The organism is Allomesorhizobium camelthorni, assembly GCF_011045125.1.
Lineage (GTDB): Bacteria > Pseudomonadota > Alphaproteobacteria > Rhizobiales > Rhizobiaceae > Allomesorhizobium > Allomesorhizobium camelthorni.
Genome location: NZ_JAAKZF010000084.1, coordinates 1 through 22,052, shown reverse-complemented (window position 1 = coordinate 22,052; position 22,052 = coordinate 1). Strand labels below are relative to the sequence as shown.

General features: G+C 60.9%; 10 protein-coding genes and 5 pseudogenes. 7 read left to right on the top strand and 8 right to left on the bottom strand.

Annotated features, from left to right (window positions below):
* The 3 genes and pseudogenes from G6N73_RS29690 to G6N73_RS29680 all read right to left on the bottom strand — a co-directional run.
* A partial coding sequence (locus G6N73_RS29690) for a hypothetical protein (protein WP_165033555.1) occupies positions 1-203 on the bottom strand: 203 nt, incomplete at its 3' end.
* Between the two features lie 32 nt (positions 204-235).
* A pseudogene (locus tag G6N73_RS29685) lies at positions 236-734 on the bottom strand (PAS domain-containing sensor histidine kinase); the annotation flags it as partial.
* Between the two features lie 312 nt (positions 735-1,046).
* A pseudogene (locus G6N73_RS29680) lies at positions 1,047-1,295 on the bottom strand (transposase); the annotation flags it as partial.
* 130 nt (positions 1,296-1,425) lie between these two features.
* Between G6N73_RS29680 and G6N73_RS29675 the strand changes: the two are divergent.
* Together G6N73_RS29675 and G6N73_RS29670 are read left to right on the top strand one after the other, a co-directional pair.
* A complete protein-coding gene (locus G6N73_RS29675) occupies positions 1,426-1,722 on the top strand; it encodes a hypothetical protein (protein WP_165033560.1) in 297 nt (98 codons plus the stop codon).
* A 580-nt stretch (positions 1,723-2,302) separates the two neighbouring features.
* A complete protein-coding gene (locus tag G6N73_RS29670; RefSeq protein ID WP_165033559.1) occupies positions 2,303-3,424 on the top strand; it encodes a DUF418 domain-containing protein in 1,122 nt (373 codons plus the stop codon).
* 230 nt (positions 3,425-3,654) lie between these two features.
* On the opposite strand, the gene G6N73_RS38105 is transcribed toward G6N73_RS29670, so the two are convergent.
* Both G6N73_RS38105 and G6N73_RS36495 read right to left on the bottom strand, forming a co-directional pair.
* Positions 3,655-3,789 carry a hypothetical protein gene (locus G6N73_RS38105; RefSeq protein ID WP_281352994.1) on the bottom strand — a complete coding sequence of 45 codons (135 nt, stop codon included), beginning with the start codon at positions 3,787-3,789 and terminating at the stop codon, positions 3,655-3,657.
* Positions 3,790-3,867: 78 nt separating this feature from the next.
* Positions 3,868-3,972 (bottom strand): annotated as a pseudogene (locus G6N73_RS36495) (LacI family DNA-binding transcriptional regulator); the annotation flags it as partial.
* Positions 3,973-4,072: 100 nt separating this feature from the next.
* Between G6N73_RS36495 and G6N73_RS29660 the strand changes: the two are divergent.
* The 4 genes and pseudogenes from G6N73_RS29660 to G6N73_RS37355 form a co-directional block, all read left to right on the top strand.
* A pseudogene (locus G6N73_RS29660) lies at positions 4,073-4,261 on the top strand (transposase); the annotation flags it as partial.
* A gap of 794 nt (positions 4,262-5,055) precedes the next feature.
* Entirely contained in the window at positions 5,056-13,044 is a 7,989-nt protein-coding gene (xopAD, locus tag G6N73_RS29655; protein WP_165033561.1) for a XopAD/skwp family type III secretion system effector, read from the top strand.
* A gap of 33 nt (positions 13,045-13,077) precedes the next feature.
* Positions 13,078-13,314: a hypothetical protein gene (locus tag G6N73_RS37360; protein WP_246252683.1), complete on the top strand. Its 237-nt coding sequence runs from the start codon at positions 13,078-13,080 to the stop codon at positions 13,312-13,314.
* A gap of 48 nt (positions 13,315-13,362) precedes the next feature.
* Entirely contained in the window at positions 13,363-13,686 is a 324-nt protein-coding gene (locus tag G6N73_RS37355) for a 3'-5' exonuclease (RefSeq protein WP_246252682.1), read from the top strand.
* A gap of 252 nt (positions 13,687-13,938) precedes the next feature.
* Here G6N73_RS37355 and G6N73_RS29645 read toward each other — a convergent pair whose 3' ends face one another.
* Both G6N73_RS29645 and G6N73_RS29640 read right to left on the bottom strand, forming a co-directional pair.
* Positions 13,939-15,474, bottom strand: a complete 1,536-nt coding sequence (locus G6N73_RS29645; RefSeq protein WP_246252681.1) for a Fic family protein — start codon at positions 15,472-15,474, stop codon at positions 13,939-13,941.
* A gap of 694 nt (positions 15,475-16,168) precedes the next feature.
* Positions 16,169-17,812 carry an MFS transporter gene (locus tag G6N73_RS29640; RefSeq protein ID WP_165033557.1) on the bottom strand — a complete coding sequence of 548 codons (1,644 nt, stop codon included), beginning with the start codon at positions 17,810-17,812 and terminating at the stop codon, positions 16,169-16,171.
* Positions 17,813-18,206: 394 nt separating this feature from the next.
* Here G6N73_RS29640 and G6N73_RS29635 point away from each other — a divergent pair, with 394 nt between their 5' ends.
* Entirely contained in the window at positions 18,207-18,989 is a 783-nt protein-coding gene (locus G6N73_RS29635) for a YopT-type cysteine protease domain-containing protein (RefSeq protein WP_165033556.1), read from the top strand.
* A 63-nt stretch (positions 18,990-19,052) separates the two neighbouring features.
* Here G6N73_RS29635 and G6N73_RS29630 read toward each other — a convergent pair.
* Positions 19,053-19,945, bottom strand: a pseudogene (locus G6N73_RS29630) (IS1595 family transposase); the annotation flags it as partial.
* Positions 19,946-22,052: the final 2,107 nt, after the last annotated feature.

Genomic DNA, 22,052 nt, shown 5'->3' with positions numbered 1-22,052 from the left:
TCATCCATGACCTCCGAATCATGGTCACCCATGGATTCAGAGATCGATAAAACCCGCAACTGTAATGCTAGGCGGTGAACTTCACCGCATTCGACAGAAGGTTGATGACGATCTGCTTGATCGCGCCGGTCGGCGACGTTCGTCATCGATTCGGCGATCTGGGTCTCGACGGTAGTGGACTTTTCCGCCGCCTGCAGCGACACGCACGGTCTCGCGGATCAGCGGGCAGAGGTCGATCTCCTCGCGCTCCATGGATGATATCGTCGACCTTGCCGAACGACAGCATGGTGTCGCAGGGGCTTGTAGCCGAGCATGTCATACATGGAGCGCGACCAGTACATCTTGCCCCGCACCATGTCCCAGTCCCACAGGCCGCAGCGGCCGCGCACAAGCGCCAGGTCGATGCGCTGATGTGCCTCGAGATAGATGCGGTCGGCGGCCTGGGTGCGCGCGGCCCGCGTGAAATAGGCGTAGAGGATAATGATCAGCACGCCGGCGGTCAGGATGAACAGCGTAACGTTCAGCGACACCGTCTTGCGCCATTCGGCAAACACCGCATCACGTGCGATCAGCGCCGCAGCGGCGCCCTCGCGATCCGCGGTGAGGTCGAGGGCTGCGTACCAGTCGCGGCCGTCGATGCGCACTTCCATGATCCCGGCGCGCTCGCCGAACATGAAAAGCGGCTGTCCGCCGATCATGATGGCGTCCAGCATCTTGCCTTCCCACCCGGTCGAAGCATGGGCAAGGGTTCGCCTGATGCCGTGCACGTTTCGCCGCACTGCAGCCCTTGGTCTGTACCGATGGGGCAGAATCAGGCCAGCATGCGCTCGATGACATCGCACGCCATCTTGATCCGACCGGCTCCGCGCCGGCGCTGGCCGCCGAGAACCGTCGCGCTCTCCTCGACAGCGACCAGATTGGCTGAAGGATCCCATCCCCACCTTGTCAGACGAAGGTCACTGCAGCTTCCGCCTGCAGGATCCGGCCGAGCGCCTCGCTATCGATATCACTCTCCCGCAGGCGGCGGGCGCCGCCAAGCTCGATGGTCACCATGCTGCTCTTCTTGCGCGTCCGGAGATCGGCGGTGGGTGCGCTGGCGATTGCGGCGCTGGCAGCGCCTCGACGACTTGCACCGGAATGAGTTGCGGCACGGACGGCGCGGAGATCTGACAGAGTTCCTTGCGCCACCGGAAAAGCTGGCTCACATGAATGCCAGCCGATCGCGCGATGTCGGAAACACTGGCCCCAGGCTCAAACGTCGCCGCGACCAGCCGCTCCTGCTCCTCCCGAGACCAGCGCCGGCGCCGCTAGATCGACGTGATCACTTCAATCTGATGCTTCGTCACAGGGCTACTCCTAGTGCTTGCACTAGGACTTGCAGCCTGCAGCCTACCTCAGCAAGACGGCCGTGACTGTGGGGATACGATGGCTACAATCACCTACGTCTTCACCATCGACCACGTCGCGAAAAAGCTTGGAGAGGATTCTGAGCTCCTTCAGGCGATCGTCAGCAACGAGGACAACCTCTCCTACGGCAGTATCATCAGCGTCTACGATGGCACGGACGAGGCAATCACCGCTCTCACTGACGATGGGATTGACGAGCTGAGACAAATGCTCGCCCATGCTCGTCGTTCGACCGACGAATGGAACGACTTCCTCGACAGCTTTGTCGACGACGAAGAGCTCATCGCGCGCATAAAAGCAAAATCACCACGGTAACAATCGGCCGGTTACAGCAGACCTATGGTAAGGTTGCTGCGGGTCCTGATTTGACCCGCAGCAACCCGGTCGAGCCGGGCCAGAACATCGCACCGTGTCGCTGACTGACGCGCGCGTTTGCCGCTCGCGATCCAGGCAATCGCCGTCGAAATCCCGATCCCGAACCGTGCCGCCGCCGACATCCCGTTAGGCGCACCACCACAGATTATCGCAGAGCCCTGGCCTTGACACCTGGGGCGACCGTCACCGGCGGTGCCGCGGCGTGCTGATCGGATCATCCGTTGTCGCTGAGCCTCTCGCCGACGGTTCAGTGGATCTCCCGGGTCCGCCATCCCTTCAAAAATTGCGGCCCCGCGACACCTTTTGTCGGGTTTGTCAGGTCCGCGCCACAGGCTTGGTGAGCCGATCTGTTGTTTGCCGCAGGCTAAAGAGCTGAACAGCAAGCATAAACTTCTGTCGCCGGCTCGATCCGCCAGATTGGCACGATCTTTGAACCCTTCAGGGTGAGACGACTGCAGCAGCCGACCGGCTCTCCTGTCGCGGGTCCCCGCGATCGACACAACCAAGCAAGGAACCCACCATGGCGAAGAACGCCCCGATTGCGGGCGCGAGCGATGGGTCGGCCGTAGATCGGCTGGTCGCCATCGACCTTGCTCGCGGCCTGGCTGTCTTCGGCATGTATGCCGCCCATGTCGGTCCCAACCCCCTCGAAGGAGGACTTGTCGGGAATCTGATGGAACTAACCCATGGGCGGTCGTCCGCCCTGTTTACCGTATTGGCCGGTTTTTCAATCCTCCTGATTACCGGTCGCAAGGCGCCGAAGTCGGGGGTAGCCGGTAGACAGGCCATTGCCAGAGTCGCAATTCGTGCCCTTGTTTTGCTGGCGCTTGGACCAATCCTGACCTACCTCGATACGCCGGTCCAGGTCATCCTGGCATACTACGGAATCTGCTTCTTGTTGGTCCTGCCGCTCTATCGGCTCAGCGCACAGCAGCTCGGCTTGCTCGCTGCGGCGACCGCATTAGTTCTCCCGCAAGTGCGCTCCCACCTTGTGTTTGGCTCCGAGAGCTCGTACTTCGACCCGGTTATCAAGCTCATGGTCAGCGGCGATCATCCCGCGATAACCTGGGTTCCTTTCGTGATCGCAGGCATGGCCATTGCGCGCCTTGACCTTAGCACGCAAGCAATGCATTGGCGCCTTGGTCTAGCCGGGGTCGCGCTGGCCGTGTTGGGCCATGGGGGATCCTTGCTCGCGCTGCGTTTGCTGCCTGGTGTACCCGCCGCTTTGCAGGAATCCGCCTGGTGGTCGGACGTTGGCTACCTTCCCTGGTCGCCATGGATTGCCGCACCTCATAGCAAGACGACGTTCTCGATCCTGGGCAGCACCGGTTGCGCAATGATTGTCTTGGCGGCTTGCTGGCTCGCTATGGATGCGCTCCCGCATCTGCGAAAGCTGGTCTGGCCAATAATCACGGTCGGCTCGATGCCTTTGACGGCCTATGTCCTGCACATTGTGGGAATAGCCTATCTCCTGCACATTGTGGGAATAGATTTGTTTGGAGGAGGCTCGCGCCTGTCCATGCTCTTTGGCTTCATCGTGGTTGTAAGCACTTTCGCGGTGCTTTGGCTGCGCGTCTTCCAGCGAGGACCGATGGAAGCGCTGATGGGTCGGATCGCAGATCTCGCGCGTCACATCCCCTGAGCACCACGTCGCCCCGGCCTCCGGATCACATTACTGAAAAGCTGGGTTTTATCCGAAGCTTGTTCGCGGCAGGGGAGGGGACTTCCTACAACCCTGCCCGCCTTTGTGAGATTGATGCGAAAACGGTCGCGCCGGCGCTGATAGTTTCGCATCGGCATTGTCAACTTAACTCGCGGTCAGTCGTTATCGGCCCGCCCCACCGGACAGGTGAGGCGAGGCGGTTTGGCAAATCAGAAGGAGTCCTTCGGCAGCGGCGGCGCATCCGGCGCCCTGTCCAGAAGCCGTGTCAGATCGCCCCGCTTTGCCGTACCGGCACGCGCCTTGAGAAATTCGCTGGCCGTCTCCACCGCACCGATCTTCTGCACGACCGCCCCCGTTGCGGCTGCGGAACGCCGCCACGATCATTCGTACTCTCTACGCGACCTCCGGCGCGGAGACGTCCGCCGCCTGTCCGCGCGCACTGCTCCGCGGGAGTGAATCACGCGATCAACTGTCGCTTTGCTAACGCCGGCGTCTCGTGCAATGTCTACTATTCTCGAGCGCTTCATTGCTCGCCTCGCAAAATCACACAACCAGGGTTAGGACCTATTAATTCGCTTGAGTTGATGGTGAGTGGCTGATTCATTGTCGGCAGAGGTGCCACGATGGATGATTTGCTCATGTTATCGCCCGGAGCAGATGCGGCGGATCGAGCCGTATTTCCCGCTGTCGCACGGCGTGCCTCGGCTAGATGATCGGCGGGTGCTCAGCGGGATCCTGTTCGTCATCCGCAATGGGTTGCGCTGGAGGGATGCTCCGGTGAGGGCCTGGTTCTCACATTCAGTGACAAATTCCAAGCAGCGTCATCAGCGTTGCTTCGCCGAGCTTGTCCATAGGTATCTCTCTCGCTGCCGCAACTGGCCCCGACATGATAGAGGCTTCGCAATTCCCGCACGACTGGCGAAACAGGGTAAACGCAACGCAACTCCAGATTGATCCAGGTCAGGTTTACGTCAGATGCAGGGGATATGTTCGATGCCAGAGCGCGCACAATTGTGCGAAAAATGACGATCCGCGCTGCCGGTTGTGGCGGTCACGGGTGGTCGGCGCAGCGCAAGGAGCTCCGCTCTGCGGTGTCGAAACAACGCGGTCGAGGCGGCCGCGGCGGCGCCGTGTGTGCCAAGCGTTGTAATCGGCGCATTCTCGCCTATGGGAGACGGATTTTGACGGGAGTTGACCGGCGTTTGAATGCGCCCAGCGGATCAGGCACGCACTGGTCCCGTGCTGAATCAGATCATCGCGGTGGACAAGAAGGCTCGAGGTTCAGTTCTCTCGTGCAGGGCTTGCGCTCTGAAAATCGAGAGTTAGGGGCGTCCTCCGCTCAAAGGCCACCTTCGGCCGGCGATGTCCGGCGCCGCACGTCAGCCGATCCCTCCGTTAATACGCGTGAGGGCCAGCCCGGTTTTCGCGACTTGCCGCATCGGGGCGCGACGAATCGGGAAGAAAGTTCGTCGCGTTCCGGTGCCGAGGGCCGCAGTGCCGATCAGTCCAGAAGTTCACAACAAATTGCTCCTTCCTTGCGCAGGCAATCCGCATCCGGCCTGGATCGCAGACCAAAGAGGCGGCGCCTGGATGATGTCGCCACGCAGAACGTGCAAAGTGCAATCTCAGAAGAACAATCTAACGACGCTCTACACGCGATTTGTTTCGCCCGTGACATCGTGGGGTTCTCACGTGCAGTGGTGGAGCATGACAGACGGCTGCAGGGGGCGGGCGACGAGGTCCATGCAGCCTTTCTGCAAAAGGCCGCCGCCCAGTTCAAAAGTCAATTTGTCACACGCTTCGAGGACGATATCCGCCGCGGGAAATCATGGGGCTACGCCACCGCATGCAACGCGGTGAGTCGCGAGGCCGGAGGTCAGGAAGGTGTCGAAGCTTGCAAGGCGATCGCAGCTCGGGTGTCGCAGCTTCCTGGTGCGTTAATGCGCGAAGTCGATCCCAAAGCCCTTTCGCTCTTTGCGGCATCATTTGGTCGGCATCCGCAGTCGAGGACATGCCGCAACGGAACGATCAGAATCGCCGAATTTTGCCGCGATGAAGGCAGGGCACTTGGGGCGCTGAATAGTCAAAGTCTGTCGTTGCTGGTGAACGGTTTCAGCAAGTGGACGCAGCGGCCGGAAACGCGTGAGGGCACGCAAGCCGTCGCCAGTGAGGTCCGTCGTCGGGCCGACCGCCGTTTCCGGCTCTCTGATTTTAAGCAGCAGGAGCTGGCGAACCTTGTGAACGGCTTCAGCAAGTGGCCTGAAGAGGAGTGGTCTCGCCAAGCCACCGGAGCGATTGCCGGTGAGGTCCTTCGCCGCACCCGCCGTGACCCCGGGCTCTCTGCTTTCAATCACCAGGACTTGGCTAACCTGGTGAACGGTTTCGGCAAATGCCCGCAAGAGGAGGTCTGTTGCCAAGCCACAGTTGTGATCGCGGGCGAGGTCCTGCGCCGCGACCGCCGTGCCCGGCTGTCTGAATTCACTCACCAGGAACTGGCGAACCTGGTGCACGGTTTCAGCAAATGGCCGGAAGAGGCGGCGTCTCGCGAAGCAGCAGGCGCGATGGCCGGCGAGGTCCTCCGTCGTGACCGCCGTGCCCGGCTCTCTGATCCTACTCCGCAGGAGCTGGCGAACCTTGTGAACGGTTTCAGCAAGTGGCCGGAAGAGGAGTGGTCTCGCCAAGCCACCGGGGCGATTGCCGATGAGGTCGGTCGCCGCGCTGCCCGCGGCGGGTTCGGGCTCTCTGCTTTCAATCACCAGGACCTGGCGAACTTGGTGAACGGTTTCAGCAAATGGCCGGAAGGGGCGGTCTATCGCCAAGCCACAGTCGATATCGCCGCAGAACTCTCTCGCCGCGCCGGCGGGCAAGGGCTCTCTCATTTTACTCCGCAGGAGCTGGCGAACCTGGTGAACGGGTTCGGCAAATGCCCGGAAGATGCGGACTATCATGACGCCACAGTCGCGATCGCCAGTGAGGTCACTCGCCGCCGCGCCCAACTCTCGGATTTCAATCACCAGGACTTGGTGAACCTGGTGAACGGTTTCAGCAAGTGGCCACAACAGGCGAACTGTCGCGATGCGACCCTCGCGATCGCCGGCGAGGTCTTTCGCCGCGCCGACCAGTTCTCTGATCTTACTCAGCAGGCGCTGGCGACATTGGTGAACGGTTTCAGCAAGTGGCCGCAAGAGGCGGCGTCTCGCCAAGCCACAATCGCGATCGCCGGTGAGGTCACTCGCCGCGCCGCGCGCGACGAGGTCGGGCTCTCTGATTTTAATCACCAGGATTTGGGGAACCTGGTGAACGGTTTCAGCAAGTGGCCGCAAGAGGCGGCGTCTCAGCAAGCCGCAGTCGCGATAGCCAGCGAGGTCCTTCGCCGCGCTGACCGGCTCTCTGGGGTTGCTCCGCACGAATTGGCAAACCTGGTGAACGGCTTCAGCAAGTGGCCGGAAGCGGCGGCGTCTGGCCAAGCCACGGGCGCGATCGCCAGCGAGGTCCTTCGCCGCGGCGCCCGACTCGGTAACTTTACGCACCAGCACCTGGCCAATCTGGTAAACGGTTTCAGCAAGTGGCCGGACGGGGCGGACTGTCGCGGCGCCGTGGTTGCCATCGCCGGCGAGGTCTTTCGCCGCGCCGACCAGTTCTCTCACCTCACTCAGCAGGCGCTGGCGACATTGGTGAACGGGTTCAGCAAGTGGCCGCAAGAGGCGGCGTCTCGCCAAGCCACAGTCGCGATCGCCGGTGAGGTCACTGGCCGCGCCGCGCGCGACGAGGTCGGGCTCTCTGATTTTAATCACCAGGACTTGGTGCACTTGGTGAACGGTTTCAGCAAGTGGCCCCAAGAGGCGGCATCTCGCCAAGCCACCGGCGCGATCGCGCATGAGGTCCTTCGCCACGGCGCCCGGCTCGGTACCTTTACTCACCAGCACCTGGCTAATCTGGTGAACGGTTTCAGCAAATGGCCGAACGGGGCGGATTGTCGCGAGGCAACAGTCGCAATCGCGGACGAAATCTGTCGGCGCCAGCTCTCCGGTTTTGCTCCGCACGAATTGGCGAACTTGGTCAACGGTTTCAGCAAGTGGCCGCAAGCGGCGGCATCTCGCCACGCCACCGGCGCGATCGCCAGCGAGGTCCTTCGCCGCGGCGCCCGGCTCTCCAACTTTAAACACCAGCACCTGGCTAATTTGGTGAACGGTTTCAGCAAGTGGCCGAACGGGGCGGATTGTCGCGAGGCGACAGTCGCAATCGCCAACGAGGTCCGTCGCCGCCAGCTCTTTGACTTTGGCCCGCAGGGGCTGGCGAACATGGTGAACGGTTTCAGCAAATGGCCGGAAGCGCCGGACTGTCGCAACGCCACGGTCGCAATCGCCAACGAGGTCCGTCGCCAGGGCGCCCGGCTCTCTGATTTTACCCACCAGCACTTGGCCAATCTGGTGAATGGTTTCAGCAAATGGCCGGAAGCGCCGGACTGTCGCGACGCCACGGTCGCAATCGGACGGGAGGTTCTTGGCCGTGTTATCCGGCTCCCTGCTTTTACTTCGCAGGAGCTGGCTAACCTGGTGAACGGTTTCAGCAAGTGGCCAGATCAGGCGGAGTCTCAGCAAGCCTCAGTGGCGATCGCGCATGAGGTCCTTCGCCGCGCCTCCCGGCTCTCTGGAGTTGATCCGCAGGAGCTGGCAAATCTGGTTAACGGTTTCAGCAAGTGGCCGGAAGCGCCGGACTGTCGCGACGCCACGTTTGCGATCGCGGGTGAGGTCCTTCGCCGCGGCGCCCCGCTCTCTGAATTCACCCACCAGCACTTGGCTAATCTGGTGAATGGTTTCAGCAAATGGCCGGAAGCGCCGTACTGTCGCGACGCCACGTTTGCGATCGCGGGTGACGTCTTTCGCCGCGCCGAACTCTCTAGTTTTTCCCCGCAGGGACTGGCGAACCTGTTGAACGGCTTCAGCAAGTGGCCGGACGGGGAGGACTGTCGCAATGCCGCGATCGCAATCGCCGGGGAAGCCCGTCAGCGCCAGCTCTCCGATTTCGCTCCGCAGGTCGTGGCGACCTTGATGAACGGCTTCACCAAGTGGCCGGAAGAGGCGGAGTGCCGGCAGTCCACGATGGACATCGCGCGCGGATTGGGTGCTCGAGGGCAACGATTCGGTGTGTTCACCACGCCTGAGCTGAGTATCCTCGCCAATGCTCTATCGCGAATGATCATGAGGGCAGAGGACAGTGGAGACATCACGGACGCCGCTCTGCCGAAGGATCGGTTGCACAAGCTCGCCCACTACCTGCACTATGATAGTGATCGCCTGGGGCAGGCTGACGTTCTGCACATCACAACCGTTTTCAAGGCACTGGGCAAGGCTCGGCTGTCTGATGATCTCGGTCTGCTCGCACCGACAGGCTTGAATCGTCTCTCGGAATTGCGTCAAACCCCTGATTTTACGACCCAGAACGATCTGGAAACCATGGGCAATCTGTGTGCTGCTCTGCTGCCGCTGGCGCGCAGCCCACAGAAGCCGCTGCGCTGGCACCGCACGCAGGCCCTCACCCTGCTCAACGACCTCCAACCCGTCGTCGAGCAGAAGATCGAGGCGCATCTGAACGCAAGCGATGCCGAGCGGACCCGTGGGCCGCTTGCGAGCCGCTGCCCCGCTTTATCCATCTATCAGACACTCAAGGCCCGTGCGGTCCTGGAGAGATTGTTCCGGCCACCGTATGTCGAGGGCAAAAGGTCCGACTTGCGGGTGAGGCAGCAAGAGCTGGAGTGCAAGACCAAGGAGATCCTGGACAGCACGCGCGGCCTCATTGAAAGCGACCTTTCCAGCATGAGCTGGAACCTGATCGCGCAGATCGAGGCGGACAGTCCGGTGGATGCGCTGGACTTGTTCATGGAGCAGGATGCGGCGGCGATCCAGGCACAACACCCTGCGTCGGTCTTCGATGTGCATCAGGTCTTGCGAACCATGGATCACGAGCCCAGACCGCCGCAGGGTGATGCAGGACTGATGCAGTTGCCGGTGGTGGATATGCAGGGGCGGCCGGTGGCCACGGAGCCGGAGAGACGGTATTCGATCTTTCATCGCCTGACCGCGGGAGCCTTGCCAGTCGTTGCGGTGCAGCTGCCAGGAACCCCGAGCGCCTTCATGCTGGCGCGTACGGTGAACGTCAACGGTGTGCCATACCGCATGGACCTGTTCGGCGGCAGCAAGTTAAAGCCGCCGCGATTGACCGTGTCTCAGATTGCGGCCCGTGCTCCAGGCGAGGCAGCAAAGCCTTCCGGGGGGAAGCTGCTGGCGATCCCGTATGCCGATACCGCCCCGGGCACGGCCTTCGAGCAGCTGTCGCGCGCCTGGGCCCCTTTCAAGGAGGCCTATTATTACACCCAGCGCAGGGGTTTTGCGGCGCCTCCGGCGGTCAAGGGCCTGGGGGTTCACGACTATGCGCTGGAAGGCGCCTTCAAACTCTCGCTGCTGCCGGACCGTCCCGCCAACCAGGAGCATCCCTTCAAGCTGATTGGGCCGGACGGCCCCATTGCCTTGCGACCGCATGACGGCTGCGGCTTCATCAGGGCCTCGCTGGCCAACCGTATGCCAGCTGTTCGTCGCGCCGGCGAGCAGGAAGGTCCTGACCGGGTGCCTGCCTTTGGTGAGGGAAGGAAATCATGCCTGCCAGTCTCGGCGCTGCAACATTATCCGCGCGGCGAGCAAGTGGCCGATGAGGCCCGACAAAAGGCCACGGCCTGGCTCGAGAGCAAACAAGAGCCGACGTTGACGTCCGAAGAGTTGTTTCGAACGGTGACGGCCGGACACATCGATGGTCCCGGCGCGGTTGCCGTACCCTCCAGTGATGGGTGTCTCCATGTGCCGACGCTCAAGAGCGAGATGTTGACGGGGACGAGCGGCGTGCTGGTCGGGCGCTCGCCCTATGACAAGCCGAACCTGCGCCCGTTTGCCGCCGAGCGGGTCAAGTCGGCCGTCGAGGGGGACCCGACCGCTGTATTTCTCGATAACTGCACGGCCATCCAATACAGCTTCAATGTCGCGCAGAAGTCGGGGAGGGAACTGGCGGCCGACGATCCGACCTTCTTTGCCAAAGGCATTCTGATCGTTGTGCCGGATAAGATGTGGCCGGCCGACTACGCCGACCGCGGGCTGATCATGTCTGCCGAGGACATCAAGTGCCATGCGAGCTGGACCACGAGCAAGGACCGCGTCAAGGTGGACACGCCGCTCGATTGCCTCGGCATCCTGCAGGCGACCGAGGTGTTTGCCCCGGGCTCGCTGGTTGCCGTCCCGACCGGTGAACAGAAGAAACTTGACGGCGACTTCGACGGAGACAGCCTCATCATCGTCGGCGACCGGCCGCAGCTTTACGAGCATGTCAGGCAATTCGATCAAGAGGAGCAAGCTCGCGGATTGCGCTCGCTCAAGCCGCCAAAGTCGCATACCCCGGCGGTTGAAGACGGCCGCTACAAGTTCGGTCGCGCCAGCCAGATCCTCGCCGCCACGCGCAATGTTCTGGAAATCTATACCGGCCTGCAGCGGGGCTTTCTGGCTCAATCCCGTGAAGCCCGACAGTGGTTTGCCGAGCGTGCCATCTTCGGCACGTACGAAGGCATTCACCAAGAGGTCAAGCGAGACATCCGAGGCCTGCTGGAGCAGGAACAGGTCAGTGCTCACAGCGTCCAGGACACGCTCGAGAAGGCCCGGCACGAGATCGAGCTGGCAGATCATCCGGTCGCGCGCGAGATGGCCGGGTTGCTCCTCGCCGAGCTCGAGGCGTGGGCCGCGAGGCTGGATGACCAAGACCTGCCCGAAACAGTCGCCAGCGCGAGCGAGCCACCGCTCGCAGTGAGCCAACCGCTCTGCGAGCTGTTCCCGGAGCTGGCGGAGACCTATTCGGCAACGGCTCAGCCACGCGACCGCGTCCAGCTTCTCGTCGACCGTTACCCTACGCGCATCGACCCGCGACCGGATGGTTACAATCCGCACGACCTCGTGCAAAGTGCAAACAATCTCCTGAGCCTCGGTATCAAGGTCGGAACCGACGCCTATAAATCCGACACTGGCGCCCATATCTTTATGTTCAAGAGCAAGCAACTTCGGCGCCTGCTGCAACATACACCAGGCTTGAAATCGGTGCCTTACACCAAGAGCATTGCCGCTACCCTCAACCAGGGTCGGTTCGATGTCGATGCCACATTGCACGATCTCCAGGACAATCCGACGCTGGCGGCTTCAGTCATGCAAGCCTCGATCAAACTCGCTGCCGAGCGAGGCATTCTGCCTGAACCCTCCGCCCGAGGGCTTGCTGCCGAGGATTCCGCCACGTCAATCACATTGACTCGCGAGGAGGCCGTACAGCGCGCCCAAATGGAGGTTTCCCGCGCCCAAGCCGAAGAGAAGGACATCACCGCGACGGCAATCTCGGTTGCCGAAGCCCTCAGGAGAGCCCACATCAATGTGGAGATGCCCCATCTCGCTCAGCGTTTGAGATCGGAAAGCTCGATGACAGACCAGCTCATCGGCATGCAGGCCCCGGGTGAGGCCGGCGCCCAGCTGATCAGCAACGCTGTACGCCACGTCTTCGAACTCCCTGATAGGGATTTTACACGTGCCTTCAAGAAAGCCATTCTAGCCTTCGACGAGAGCGGCTGTGCCGAGATCAGCACGACCAACTGGTTCAGGACGCGATCGCCGACCTTCGTCGGCATCAAGACTGTGCTCGCCACGCCGGGCGGCTACCGCTTCGAGGTGGAGTTCCACACGGCAGACAGCTACAGGGCCAAGATCGACAATCACGACACGTACAAGGAGCTGCAGAAGCTGCAGGAGCTGCAGCGAGGGAGCCAAGAGCCCCTGGATCAGTCCATAGCCGAGCAACTCTTGGAGCGCGTGCGCCAGGCCTGCAACAAGGTTGTCATCCCCGACGAGGCCATAGGGATCCCCCACTGGGAAGCCCACGCCGATAGCACAGTTGGCGCCAGCCTAGCTCGTCGGTTGCAAGTGGCCCCGCCGAGACGCACGGAGCGCTCCCCGATCGCAACAGAGATTCTTGGCGCCCTGGGCGCGCGATCGGTCGTGCTCGTGGGCATGACGGGCGCCGGGAAATCCAGTTTGGGCCGTGCGCTCGCCAAGCGACTAGGGATCAAGTTCGTCGATTCCGATAGAGAAATCGAGGCGAAGACCGGCAAGTCCATAGCTAAGATTGTCGCTGAGGATGGCGCGGCGCATTTCAGGAACCTCGAGGTAAATGAGATCAGGCAGTCGCTCGAACAAGGGCCGGCGGTGCTCGCAACCGGTGGTGAAGCGTTCATGGTCGAGGAAATCCGGCATCATGTTGGCGAGAAAGCGGTCTCGATCTGGCTCAATACCAACGAGGACGTGATCAGGCGGAACATGAGACACAACACCAGGGGTCCGAAGGTGCAAACCGCCGACCAAGACCAGACCATCACAGATCTGATGCGCGTGCGCAATCCAATCTATACGCTTGCCGATCTTACGATTGCCCCGCAGCACCAGCGGGATCTCAAGAGCGCGAACGCTTGCCTGACCGCGCTGCACGCCCACCTTTGCGGTGAGGGGCAGGCAGGCCCAAGTTCGTGACCTCATGGGGCGGCGCCATGACGGCGCCGCTCGGTGCCGGTCACCGAGGGATGTGCTCGCTGGGTGACAGGCGGCTGGCGCGATGCCGATCGGCCGTATGCGCGGCTTCTGTCACAAGCGACGACGCCCGTCTACGGGCGCCACGCCAATGAGCGCGAAGAACAGGACCTTGCCGCTGAACTCATGGGATTTCTCAGCACATCGCTTGGAAGCAGCGAAACGACCCATGCCTGGCTGCAGCGCTTGTCGCGAGACCTCGTCACGCCGTGACGCACGATTGCTCGCAACTCCGAACAGGAATGGGACATTTGCGACGAGATGATTTCCAACACCGATCCGGCGCGCGATCTGGATATTCCGTTGGCGCATTTCGCCGGACGGACGGAGGGATCTGAACGTGTCAACCTCAGCACCCTGCGCAGCGCCAAGGGGCGGGAGTTCGGCGCCGTCATCATGTACGGAGTAAACGCTGCCGACATGCCGAGCACGCGCGATAAGGGCAGTCCCGGGAGCCTTCGCGAGGCAAGGCGCTTGTTCTACGTCGGGGTGACTCGCCCGAAAACGCACCTCAGCCTGGTCTATCAGGAGCACCACCATTCGCCTTGGGTGCTAGAACTGTTTCAGCAAAGCCGGCAGAATTGATTGTCTACAACCATGCACGCCTTACAAAGCCTAGTGTTTGAAGCCGTGTCTGCGGCGTGTCTCCGCCGCAAGAACAGGCTCCAGAATACATCACGGACTGCCCTCATATGTTTCCGCGCCGATCCCTAAGTGCACTTAAGGTAACCCGGCGTCAGTCTTGTTCGCTTCATCCACAGCCTACCCATCGCGGCGGGACGGCAAACTATCAAACCGGCAGACTATCTTACCTGGCGTTTGCTTGGCAATGATCGCCTAAATTGCCGGGAGCGTCGCGGTTGTCTCCCCCGACATGCCTCGATCTGCCAATTCCCCGAGAAAGCGGCTGAATGGGACGATGTCTTGGTGAACGCTGGCCTGCTCCAGGGCGGCCATGTATTCGGCGCGGCGCTGCACGGGAATGACAGTCCAGGGGTAGCCGCCGGCCGCCATCATGACATTCATTAGGAACCGTCCCATGCGGCCGTTCCCGTCCATGTAGGGGTGGATATAGACAAAAATGAAATGGCCGAGGACGACGCGCACCGCCGGATGCTCCTCTTCTTCGAGCATTTCAAAGAAGACCGGCATCGCGTCCCGCACTGCCTTGGGCGGCAACGGCACATGCATGGAATTGCGGATGAACACGCGCTCGCTGCGGTAGCCAGCCAGATCGCCGGGCTTTACGATACCGGCGGTAACGCTGGGGGCGAATAGCTCGCGGTACCACCCTCCATGATCGTCGTCGACGACCCGGCCAGGGTTTTCATTGGCGAGCACAGACGCCACGCTGCGTTTTACCGCTTCGAAGGCCTGATAGTAACCGCGCGCTGCAAGGGCATCGCGATGCTCGCCGTCTTGCGGATCCATATCCGGATTCCAGGTGCCCCTGCGCACCCGGTCGATCAACTCGGGGCTGACCCGATAGCCTTCGATGGAAAGCGAGTGATAGGCATCGGTGATATAGACATCATCTACGCGTCGGAGATAGGCGTCGATATCATTCGGGCGGCCGGGCGCGTCGGGAAAATTCTCGATGACGGCGCCGCGCATCTCCTGCCACATCAGCCTGATACGTCCGGCATAGGGTGACGTCTCGCGGCGCGGCAGAGACAACTCGAGCCGTATATCGAACGGATCGGTCTCCCGAACCGTGTAGTCGGCAGCCTGCATACTGCGGACAATGTCATCGGCTATCCGCTCGCGGCCGATGTTGCGAAAAGCACCGGCGAGGCGGCCGGCAATTATGCTGTGACCGCCTTCTAGGAGGCGCGCGAGAATTTCAGATGCATCCGAGAACATCGCCAATGCCGTCCTCGCGTCGGTCGGCTTTTGCGTGAAGAAAGCGGGTGAGGCTTCGATGAGCGCCACTGGTAAGGCGTAGAGACGAAGGCCGTCTGTTTCGGCAATATCGCGGGCAGCCGGCATGCTAGCCCGCATGTCGAAAATCGAGGTGCCGTGCAAAAGGGAAGTGGGCTTGTTGCCGCCACCGGGAGATCGCACCAGCAATTGCCCCGGAACCGTGCGATTGCCGGTATGAAGGGCGATCGAGGGTTCGGGGGCGATGCACCAGTCTTTGCCGAAGCGATCACTCAAATAGCTGGCGCAAAAGTCCCAAAACGAGGCGTACCAGCCCGTCGTCTCGCCCTGGCGCTGATGGGGATTGGCCGCAATGTACCAGCCCTTCATGACTTCTTGCAGAAAGCCGCTTTTGAGGAGCCGTTCGCGATGGGTGCGGGAGAGATTGCTCGAACGGATGGCGACGATCCGCTGATCCTGCAGTTCTTTTAGCGCAGCGAGCGACTCGGCCAATTTCTCATGTGGCGGTGCCATCTTTCACGGTCCTTAGGTTTTTGTGTTGCGTGCTTATTAGGGTCTTGGGCCGCACTCCTGTTAGGGAATTGAGTTGATCGCTTATTAGGTTATTGTGTTGCACATTTTTAGGGTATTGTGCAATAGGCTATCAAAGGTTGTCAGACGCGCTCTGTGCCATGCGCCACCAAACATCACGTGGCGATGCCACGTACGCACGATGTGGCCAAGATCAGGCCTTCCCATTTCTGACGCAACGCATTAGCGACGGGGCTAATCGGACTGCAGATGTCGGAGGGCCATCCACGCTCTTCTCCCTGATTTTCGCTAACGCGTCTACCAGCTCCGTTCTCCTGGACGCGTGCGGAATCCGGTTCTCGGTTACCAACATCAGCGCGCTGGCCCGGCACAATGGCGAGGCTCGGCGATCGGCGATGTCGCGCGGCTATGATCAGCACCGAATGTTCTTGGCGCACGGCGAGCCGATCTTCGGGAGGCATGACGCGTACGCACCTTCGCCTGCTCGATGCGGGAAATCCGGATCCCGTCCACCGACTCGCTCGTGTTGCAAACATTGCGGTGTGGAACGTCAGTCTACAGATCGGTTCGGGCAGAGGGGGCACCGTGCGAACCTTGTGCTCTGGAAAGCCCAGGGGATGGCGCCTGTTCATCGGCTAACAACTTCGTCACAACGTCACCTCGGCGGACGAGAAAAGATTGTTGAGGCACGGGTACGAGCAGCCTCGGTTGTTCGCTCGATCGAAAGCACCGTGCGTGGAGGAAGTTCGCCATCATGCAGCGCGCCAAGATGTTCGTATGTTTCCTGATCGGCTGCCGTGAGTCGATGATTCAGGCGAAGAAAGTCCATCCAGGTTGGCGTGCGGAATGTCTCTGTCCAAAGTGAAGGCGTTTGGAGGTTGCGCTGGAGCGTCCAGTTTCGTGCACCGGCACGGCTAAGAGCGTGGCGCTTTGCGCGCATGCAGCCGAGAAAGGCGTCCATATTCTTCTCTGATATGGAATAGTCGACTTTGGCGACGATCGGACCGCTCCTTGGCTTCAGATCGAGTGCCAGCTCCGGGGCGCGAAAATCCGAACTTTCTTGATCCTTTTCTTCCCATGGACGTATCGGCAACACTATTCCCGCTGCTGCTACCAGCAGCAGAGCCCCTGCGGCGCCCTCCAAAGCGGAGGTCAAGGAGTAGTTCTGCGCGAGCAAGCCCCAAATCCAGCTGCCAGCAGCCATACCGCCAGCGCTCAAGGCGTAGTAGATCGAGAGCGTTCGGCCGACTACCCACCTTGGGCTTGCCAGCTGCACCGACACGTCAATGCCCGTCCAGGTGACAAGCCAACCCGCGCCACCGAGTGCTAGCGAAATGGCCGCCACAGGGACCGACGATGTAAGTGCAAGGGAAAGGCAACATGCTGCACAAGCGACAGAGGCGAACGCCACCAGCCTGTTTTGAGACATGATCCGCCTTAGGAAGCCGTTGCTCATGCCTGCGATGAAGGCTCCGGCGCCGAAGCCGGCCAGCAGAATGCCGTAGGCGATCGGCCCGCTCTTTAACTGATCCCGGACCACGAGAGGCAGCAGCGCGAGGATAGAGATGCTTGCCAAGCCGAACAGGGTCGCACGGGCGATCGCCGCCCTGATCTCCAAGGACATCACCGTGAAGCGCACCCCGTCGTGAATAGCTGTAGTCATCGCCTCACGAGGGAGAGGCGAAGAGCGAACTTTCCATTTGGTGCGCCATATTGCGCTTAGAGGCGCCAGATCACTCAGCGCGGCCAAGGCGAAAGCGGCCAGGGGTCCAAAGAATGCCAGGATCACGCCGCCCAAAGCCGGACCAACGCTGCGCACAATGTTGTATCCGACAGACATAAGCGTCACCGCAGCCGGAATGTCGCGCTTGTGAAGGATATCGCCAACGGAAGCATGCCAGGCGGGATCATTCAAAGCGAAGCCGCAGCCAGCCAGGAAACCCAGTCCGAGTATCAGCCAAGGATGGACAAAACCCAGCCCCACCGAAATCATCAGCGTCGTTGATGCCAATGCTATCAAAGAGTGCCCCGCAAACATCACCCATCGGCGGCTGAAGTTATCCGCGATGGCGCCGGCGAGAATCGAGAGGAGGAACACCGGCAATGTGGATGCGGCCTGAACGAGTGCGACCATCAGGTCGGAAGCCGAAATGGTGGCCATCAGCCAACTAATGGCAACCGTTTGCACGAGCCAGCCGAGGCTGGATATTTGTGTGGCAGTCCAGATCGAACGAAATGCCGGGTTGCGAAGCGGGGCAAGCGTCGTTGGAACGGATGGATGCGAAACTTCGTGCTGCACTTTTTACCTTCGACGAGCCGGTTATTTAATTCACGGCTGCCACTACTGCCTTTTTGTCTCTGCGATGTTGTGTAATCGGTCAGTACTTCCAGGGCATGAACCAGCAACCGCTTCCGTATGCTCCAAGTTCATCGTTGGCGCCGACATATCGGTTTAGAATGACGCGCAAGCGTGACTTTGTAGGCCGCGAGCGTCGCCGGCGGTGAATTCCGGTTGCGCTAGTACCGAACATAGCTTGACTCAGGTAGAGGCTGGCTTGAGGCGCGCAAAGGTTGCTCTCTAAGCTCGGTAAACCTGCCGGTCAGTTCGTCGTCAGCTTGGCTGAGTATCAATCGCAACGGGGCCCAAGCTTCTGAAACTTGCTGCGAAGAGACCTACGCCTAAGGGGAACGCCATGTACAATCGAATCAGTGTCTCATCCACACGCGCTTGCCAAGCTGACGAACTGAGTCAGTCGGTGAACATCGACGGCTTTACGAAAACGCTTGCGGATCTCGCGCTGCGGAGGAACCTGCCACCTGGGGAGTTGCCCGACAAAATGGGGTGCTGCGCCAGCAAGCCACAGGCCTCGGATCCAAACAACCTCAGCACATCCTCTCCAGAGAGCACCTCCCTGTTCCAATACAGGACGGCCGAATTGCCTCAGGCGAATGTAGGCGGCATCTGCGTTGGGCTGGCTGCGGAGTGGCTCAGCAATCTCCACAACAGCCCGGGATCGCGAATGACTGCGCTATTACCCGGATCGGACGGGCACGGCTCAGCGGCTGGGTGGCAGCAGCAGTATATGGAGCTCAGGAGTGAGGCGCGAAGCCAGGGAGCAGGATCTTCTCAGGCCAACCTTGAGGCAAAAACCAGCACGCTGCATGCAGCTGGCTTGCAGCCATCTAACAAAGAGAAGGTGTACACGTTCGACGAACCTGCGAGCTTCTCGCGCATGCTGGGCAAAATCACCGCCGATGGATCGAAGTATTTGCTCAGCTTGCGTTTCCACGAAGGTGAAAGACACTCGGTTGCAACGTCGGCGTTGGATGGAAGGACCACGCTCTTCGATCCTAACTATGGAGAATTTACTGTTCAATCAGACCAGACGGGTAGCTTGTTCAATAGCCTCGCCAATCGCTACAGGAACCCCAACGGGCTGCATTTATCGACAATCACCGCGCAAAAAATGTGCTGAGTCGGGCTTGAAGGCCGCCTGACAGGGTCGGAACAAGAGCTGGTCGAATCGTACGCGGCCTTTTCAACCAAAGACAGCTACGGCTGATTTGATAGTGATGCCGCCATGCGGGGCTTCGGCGCATCTGGCGTCCCGTGGCGGCACGAAAGGACAGTCGGCAGTTGCAGCGCTGGCGGCACCCGTGACCAGAGAGTCCGCATGATTTCCCGGCCGTGCCGAGTTTTCCGAACGGCGCTTCCAGACACGACGCGCTGAGACCAGCGGAAGCCGATTTCATGGAAATATAGGTCGGCATGTTGCGGGCTGATATGGTGAAAGACGCCGGCGATCGTCCGCCGGACGCGGGAATTGAAACCCTCCACCGAATTGACGTGGACCGTGTCGCGAACATATTCGTTGCTGGAATGCTTCACGGTCTCATGCTTGGCAAAACTCTCGCCGATGGCCATGAATGCCTTCGCCTCATCACTCATCAAATGCGCGTGGGTTTCGATCTGTGTTTCAATCGCACGTTCGGCAGCACGCAATGAAAGACCGGTCACGACCGCGGCACGTGCGTCACCGGCCGGAGCGCCGGGCGTGACGTCGGTCGGCCGCTGCACCATCGCCATGACCGGCGCTTTCTCCGTATTCGCCTGACCTTTCCGGCCCCGTCCCGGACGTGGGTCATCCGGCCGCTTTCGGGGACTTCCCCCGAGATGGAAATGGTCGATCTCAACCGTGCCGTCGAGCATGTCTTCCCGCGCCACCATCAGCCGCAGTGCGTGACCCATCCGCCAGGCCGTCGGTTGGCTCACGCCAAGGATCTCGGCGAGCCGTACCGAGGACAAGCCCTTGTCCGACTGCAGCATCAGCCACATGGCTTTCAACCAGACACGCACGGGCAGCTTTGTCGAGTGCAGCGGGGTGTGGGTCGTCACCGTGAACTGGAACCGGCAATCGCCATTGGAACATCGACAAATGCTGGCCGGCACCGAGGCAGCATCGAGCATCTCCAGTCTGTTATCGCCAAGATGATGCGCGAGAAGTCTGGCCCGCGCTCGGAGCGCAGCCAGCGCCTGCTCGGTCAACTGGAACTGCAACTCGAGGATTGGCTGCTGCGGCTGCGGGCAAGGATGCTGCCGAGGCGGGTCAGAGCGCCGGCCTGCGGGTTCAAGAGGCCAACACCACGCTCCGCGCGCGATACTATGCCGCGCCGTTTCAGGGCTCCCTCTACCGCAGGCTGTTCGTCAGCGTCTCGACAGCTCGCCAGAGTAGCATGAAAGCGTCGTGCATATCTAATCTGTGAACGTAGGAGATTAACATGGACCCGAACCGCTTCAATCCATTCAGTCCGGATTGGCAGCAATACTACGCCGCGCTGACACAGCAGCGGTCAGGACAGGCGCAGCAGGCGGGGGAGGCTGGGCGAGAGGACTTTCAGCAGCATCTGAGCGATGCGGCCACGGCTGGCCCGTCGTCCCGGCAGCGGTATTTTGCCGCTCCTGGAGACGAGCGCCTCATCCAGCAGGCGGCTGATTATGAGATGAGTCGCGGGATTACGTCGGAGTCTCTCGTCACCAGACGTACCGGTCTGCGGAAGTTGTCTCAGAAGCTCCAAGAGATTCGTGGGGTGGGTATCGCTGGACTCAGTGACGATTCGCTCCGCGACTTTGCTCGGGAGTACTTCCCGGGCAACAGGGGGATCACGAAGGGGTTGAGCATGCTTAAGCGGTACCGTCAGACCCAAGGGGAGGGTACTTCGCGAGCCGCGGAGGGCTACTCTGGCCAGCCAGTGCATCAGCCGGCCCCATCGCCGGTATCGAGTTTCGATCAAGACGAGATTTGGCGATTGCATGATGCGGCGGAACAACCCGCCCCTTCGCCGCACAGTGTCAATTCGGCGGAGTTTTGGGCGGGCGTGGATCAAAGGGGCCAGTTGCCAACCGATAGTTGGAATACGACGAACTTTTGGCGGGGCCTAGATTCACCCGCTCATTCGCCAGCGCCAAGCATCAATCAACCAAGCCCGCCATCCATGGAGCAAAGCGCCTGGGCATCGTTTTTTGGGCCAACATACGTGCCCTACGCGCCGCCTCCGGCGCCGGATCTAGCAGTGTACGTCCCGGACTGGCAACACGGCGACCAACGGGCGTCTGTGGACCTCATGCGCGGAATGCACTGGCAGAACGTACTGCCCAGCGCGTCCCAGCCGCAGACAAATTTCACCGTCAATGGCGTGCCCTACACGGCCGCGTTGGGGCAATCAGGCAGGCAAGATGACATTCAAGTCTACCGAGCCTGAACAGATGACTGCCGCACGGCAAACAGGGGTTCTTCCGCATATTTGGTGCAGGAACTACTTGTTTTCGGGTGTCCCCTTGTCCGGTTGGGTCAAGCGGCTGCCAGCAGTGGATAGGCAGCGCGCCCATACATCTGCCGCTTGATCGTCTTGAGGCGGTTGATCGGGCCTTCGACCGGGCTCGTACTCCAGGGCTGGGTGATTGCCGCTCCGACAGCCTCAATGTCACGGCCGATGCCACGGCCAGCTCACTGGCCGTGGCATCGGCGATCCATTGCTCGAGGCCGGCATCATCGTCGCCGCGTATCACTGCAGCAAGGCGGCGGGCGCGTTCGCCCGCGATCGAAAGCTCCGGCGCATTTTCATGGAGAGCCGCTTGGTCTGCTCATCGAGAGATGTCGGGTCTTCGCTCAGTAGCCATGCACAATTCCGGGGCGATGGCGGCCGCCACCGCGAATTTGGTGGAGCGGTCGATGACCGCTCCTTACGGGCGGCTGTCCACCTGTAGATGGTCGCCCTGCTGCCTTCAAAGCCGCGATGCTTGATTTCGGTCCACAGCTGCAGCCCGTTGCGCTGGCCATCCTCCCAGCGATTTTCGAGATAGTCTCGAAAAGGATCCATGAGGACGGAGCGCGAGGGCGGCCGCCGGTGCTCGGGTTCAAATATGCGGAAGGACCCAATCAAGGTGAAACTCGTATTGCCCTGATCGTCCGCTATACTCGTCAGCTTCTCAATGGCTAAGCTTTGCTATACATCGAGATGGCTGTAGAAGATCAATCCCC

Bases quoted from the DNA above. Each gene is read 5' to 3' on its own strand.
- G6N73_RS29635 (WP_165033556.1), top strand. From the start codon at position 18,207: ATGTACAATCGAATCAGTGTCTCATCCACACGCGCTTGCCAAGCTGAC.
- G6N73_RS29670 (WP_165033559.1), top strand. From the start codon at position 2,303: ATGGCGAAGAACGCCCCGATTGCGGGCGCGAGCGATGGGTCGGCCGTA.
- G6N73_RS29675 (WP_165033560.1), top strand. From the start codon at position 1,426: ATGGCTACAATCACCTACGTCTTCACCATCGACCACGTCGCGAAAAAG.
- G6N73_RS37355 (WP_246252682.1), top strand. From the start codon at position 13,363: ATGATTTCCAACACCGATCCGGCGCGCGATCTGGATATTCCGTTGGCG.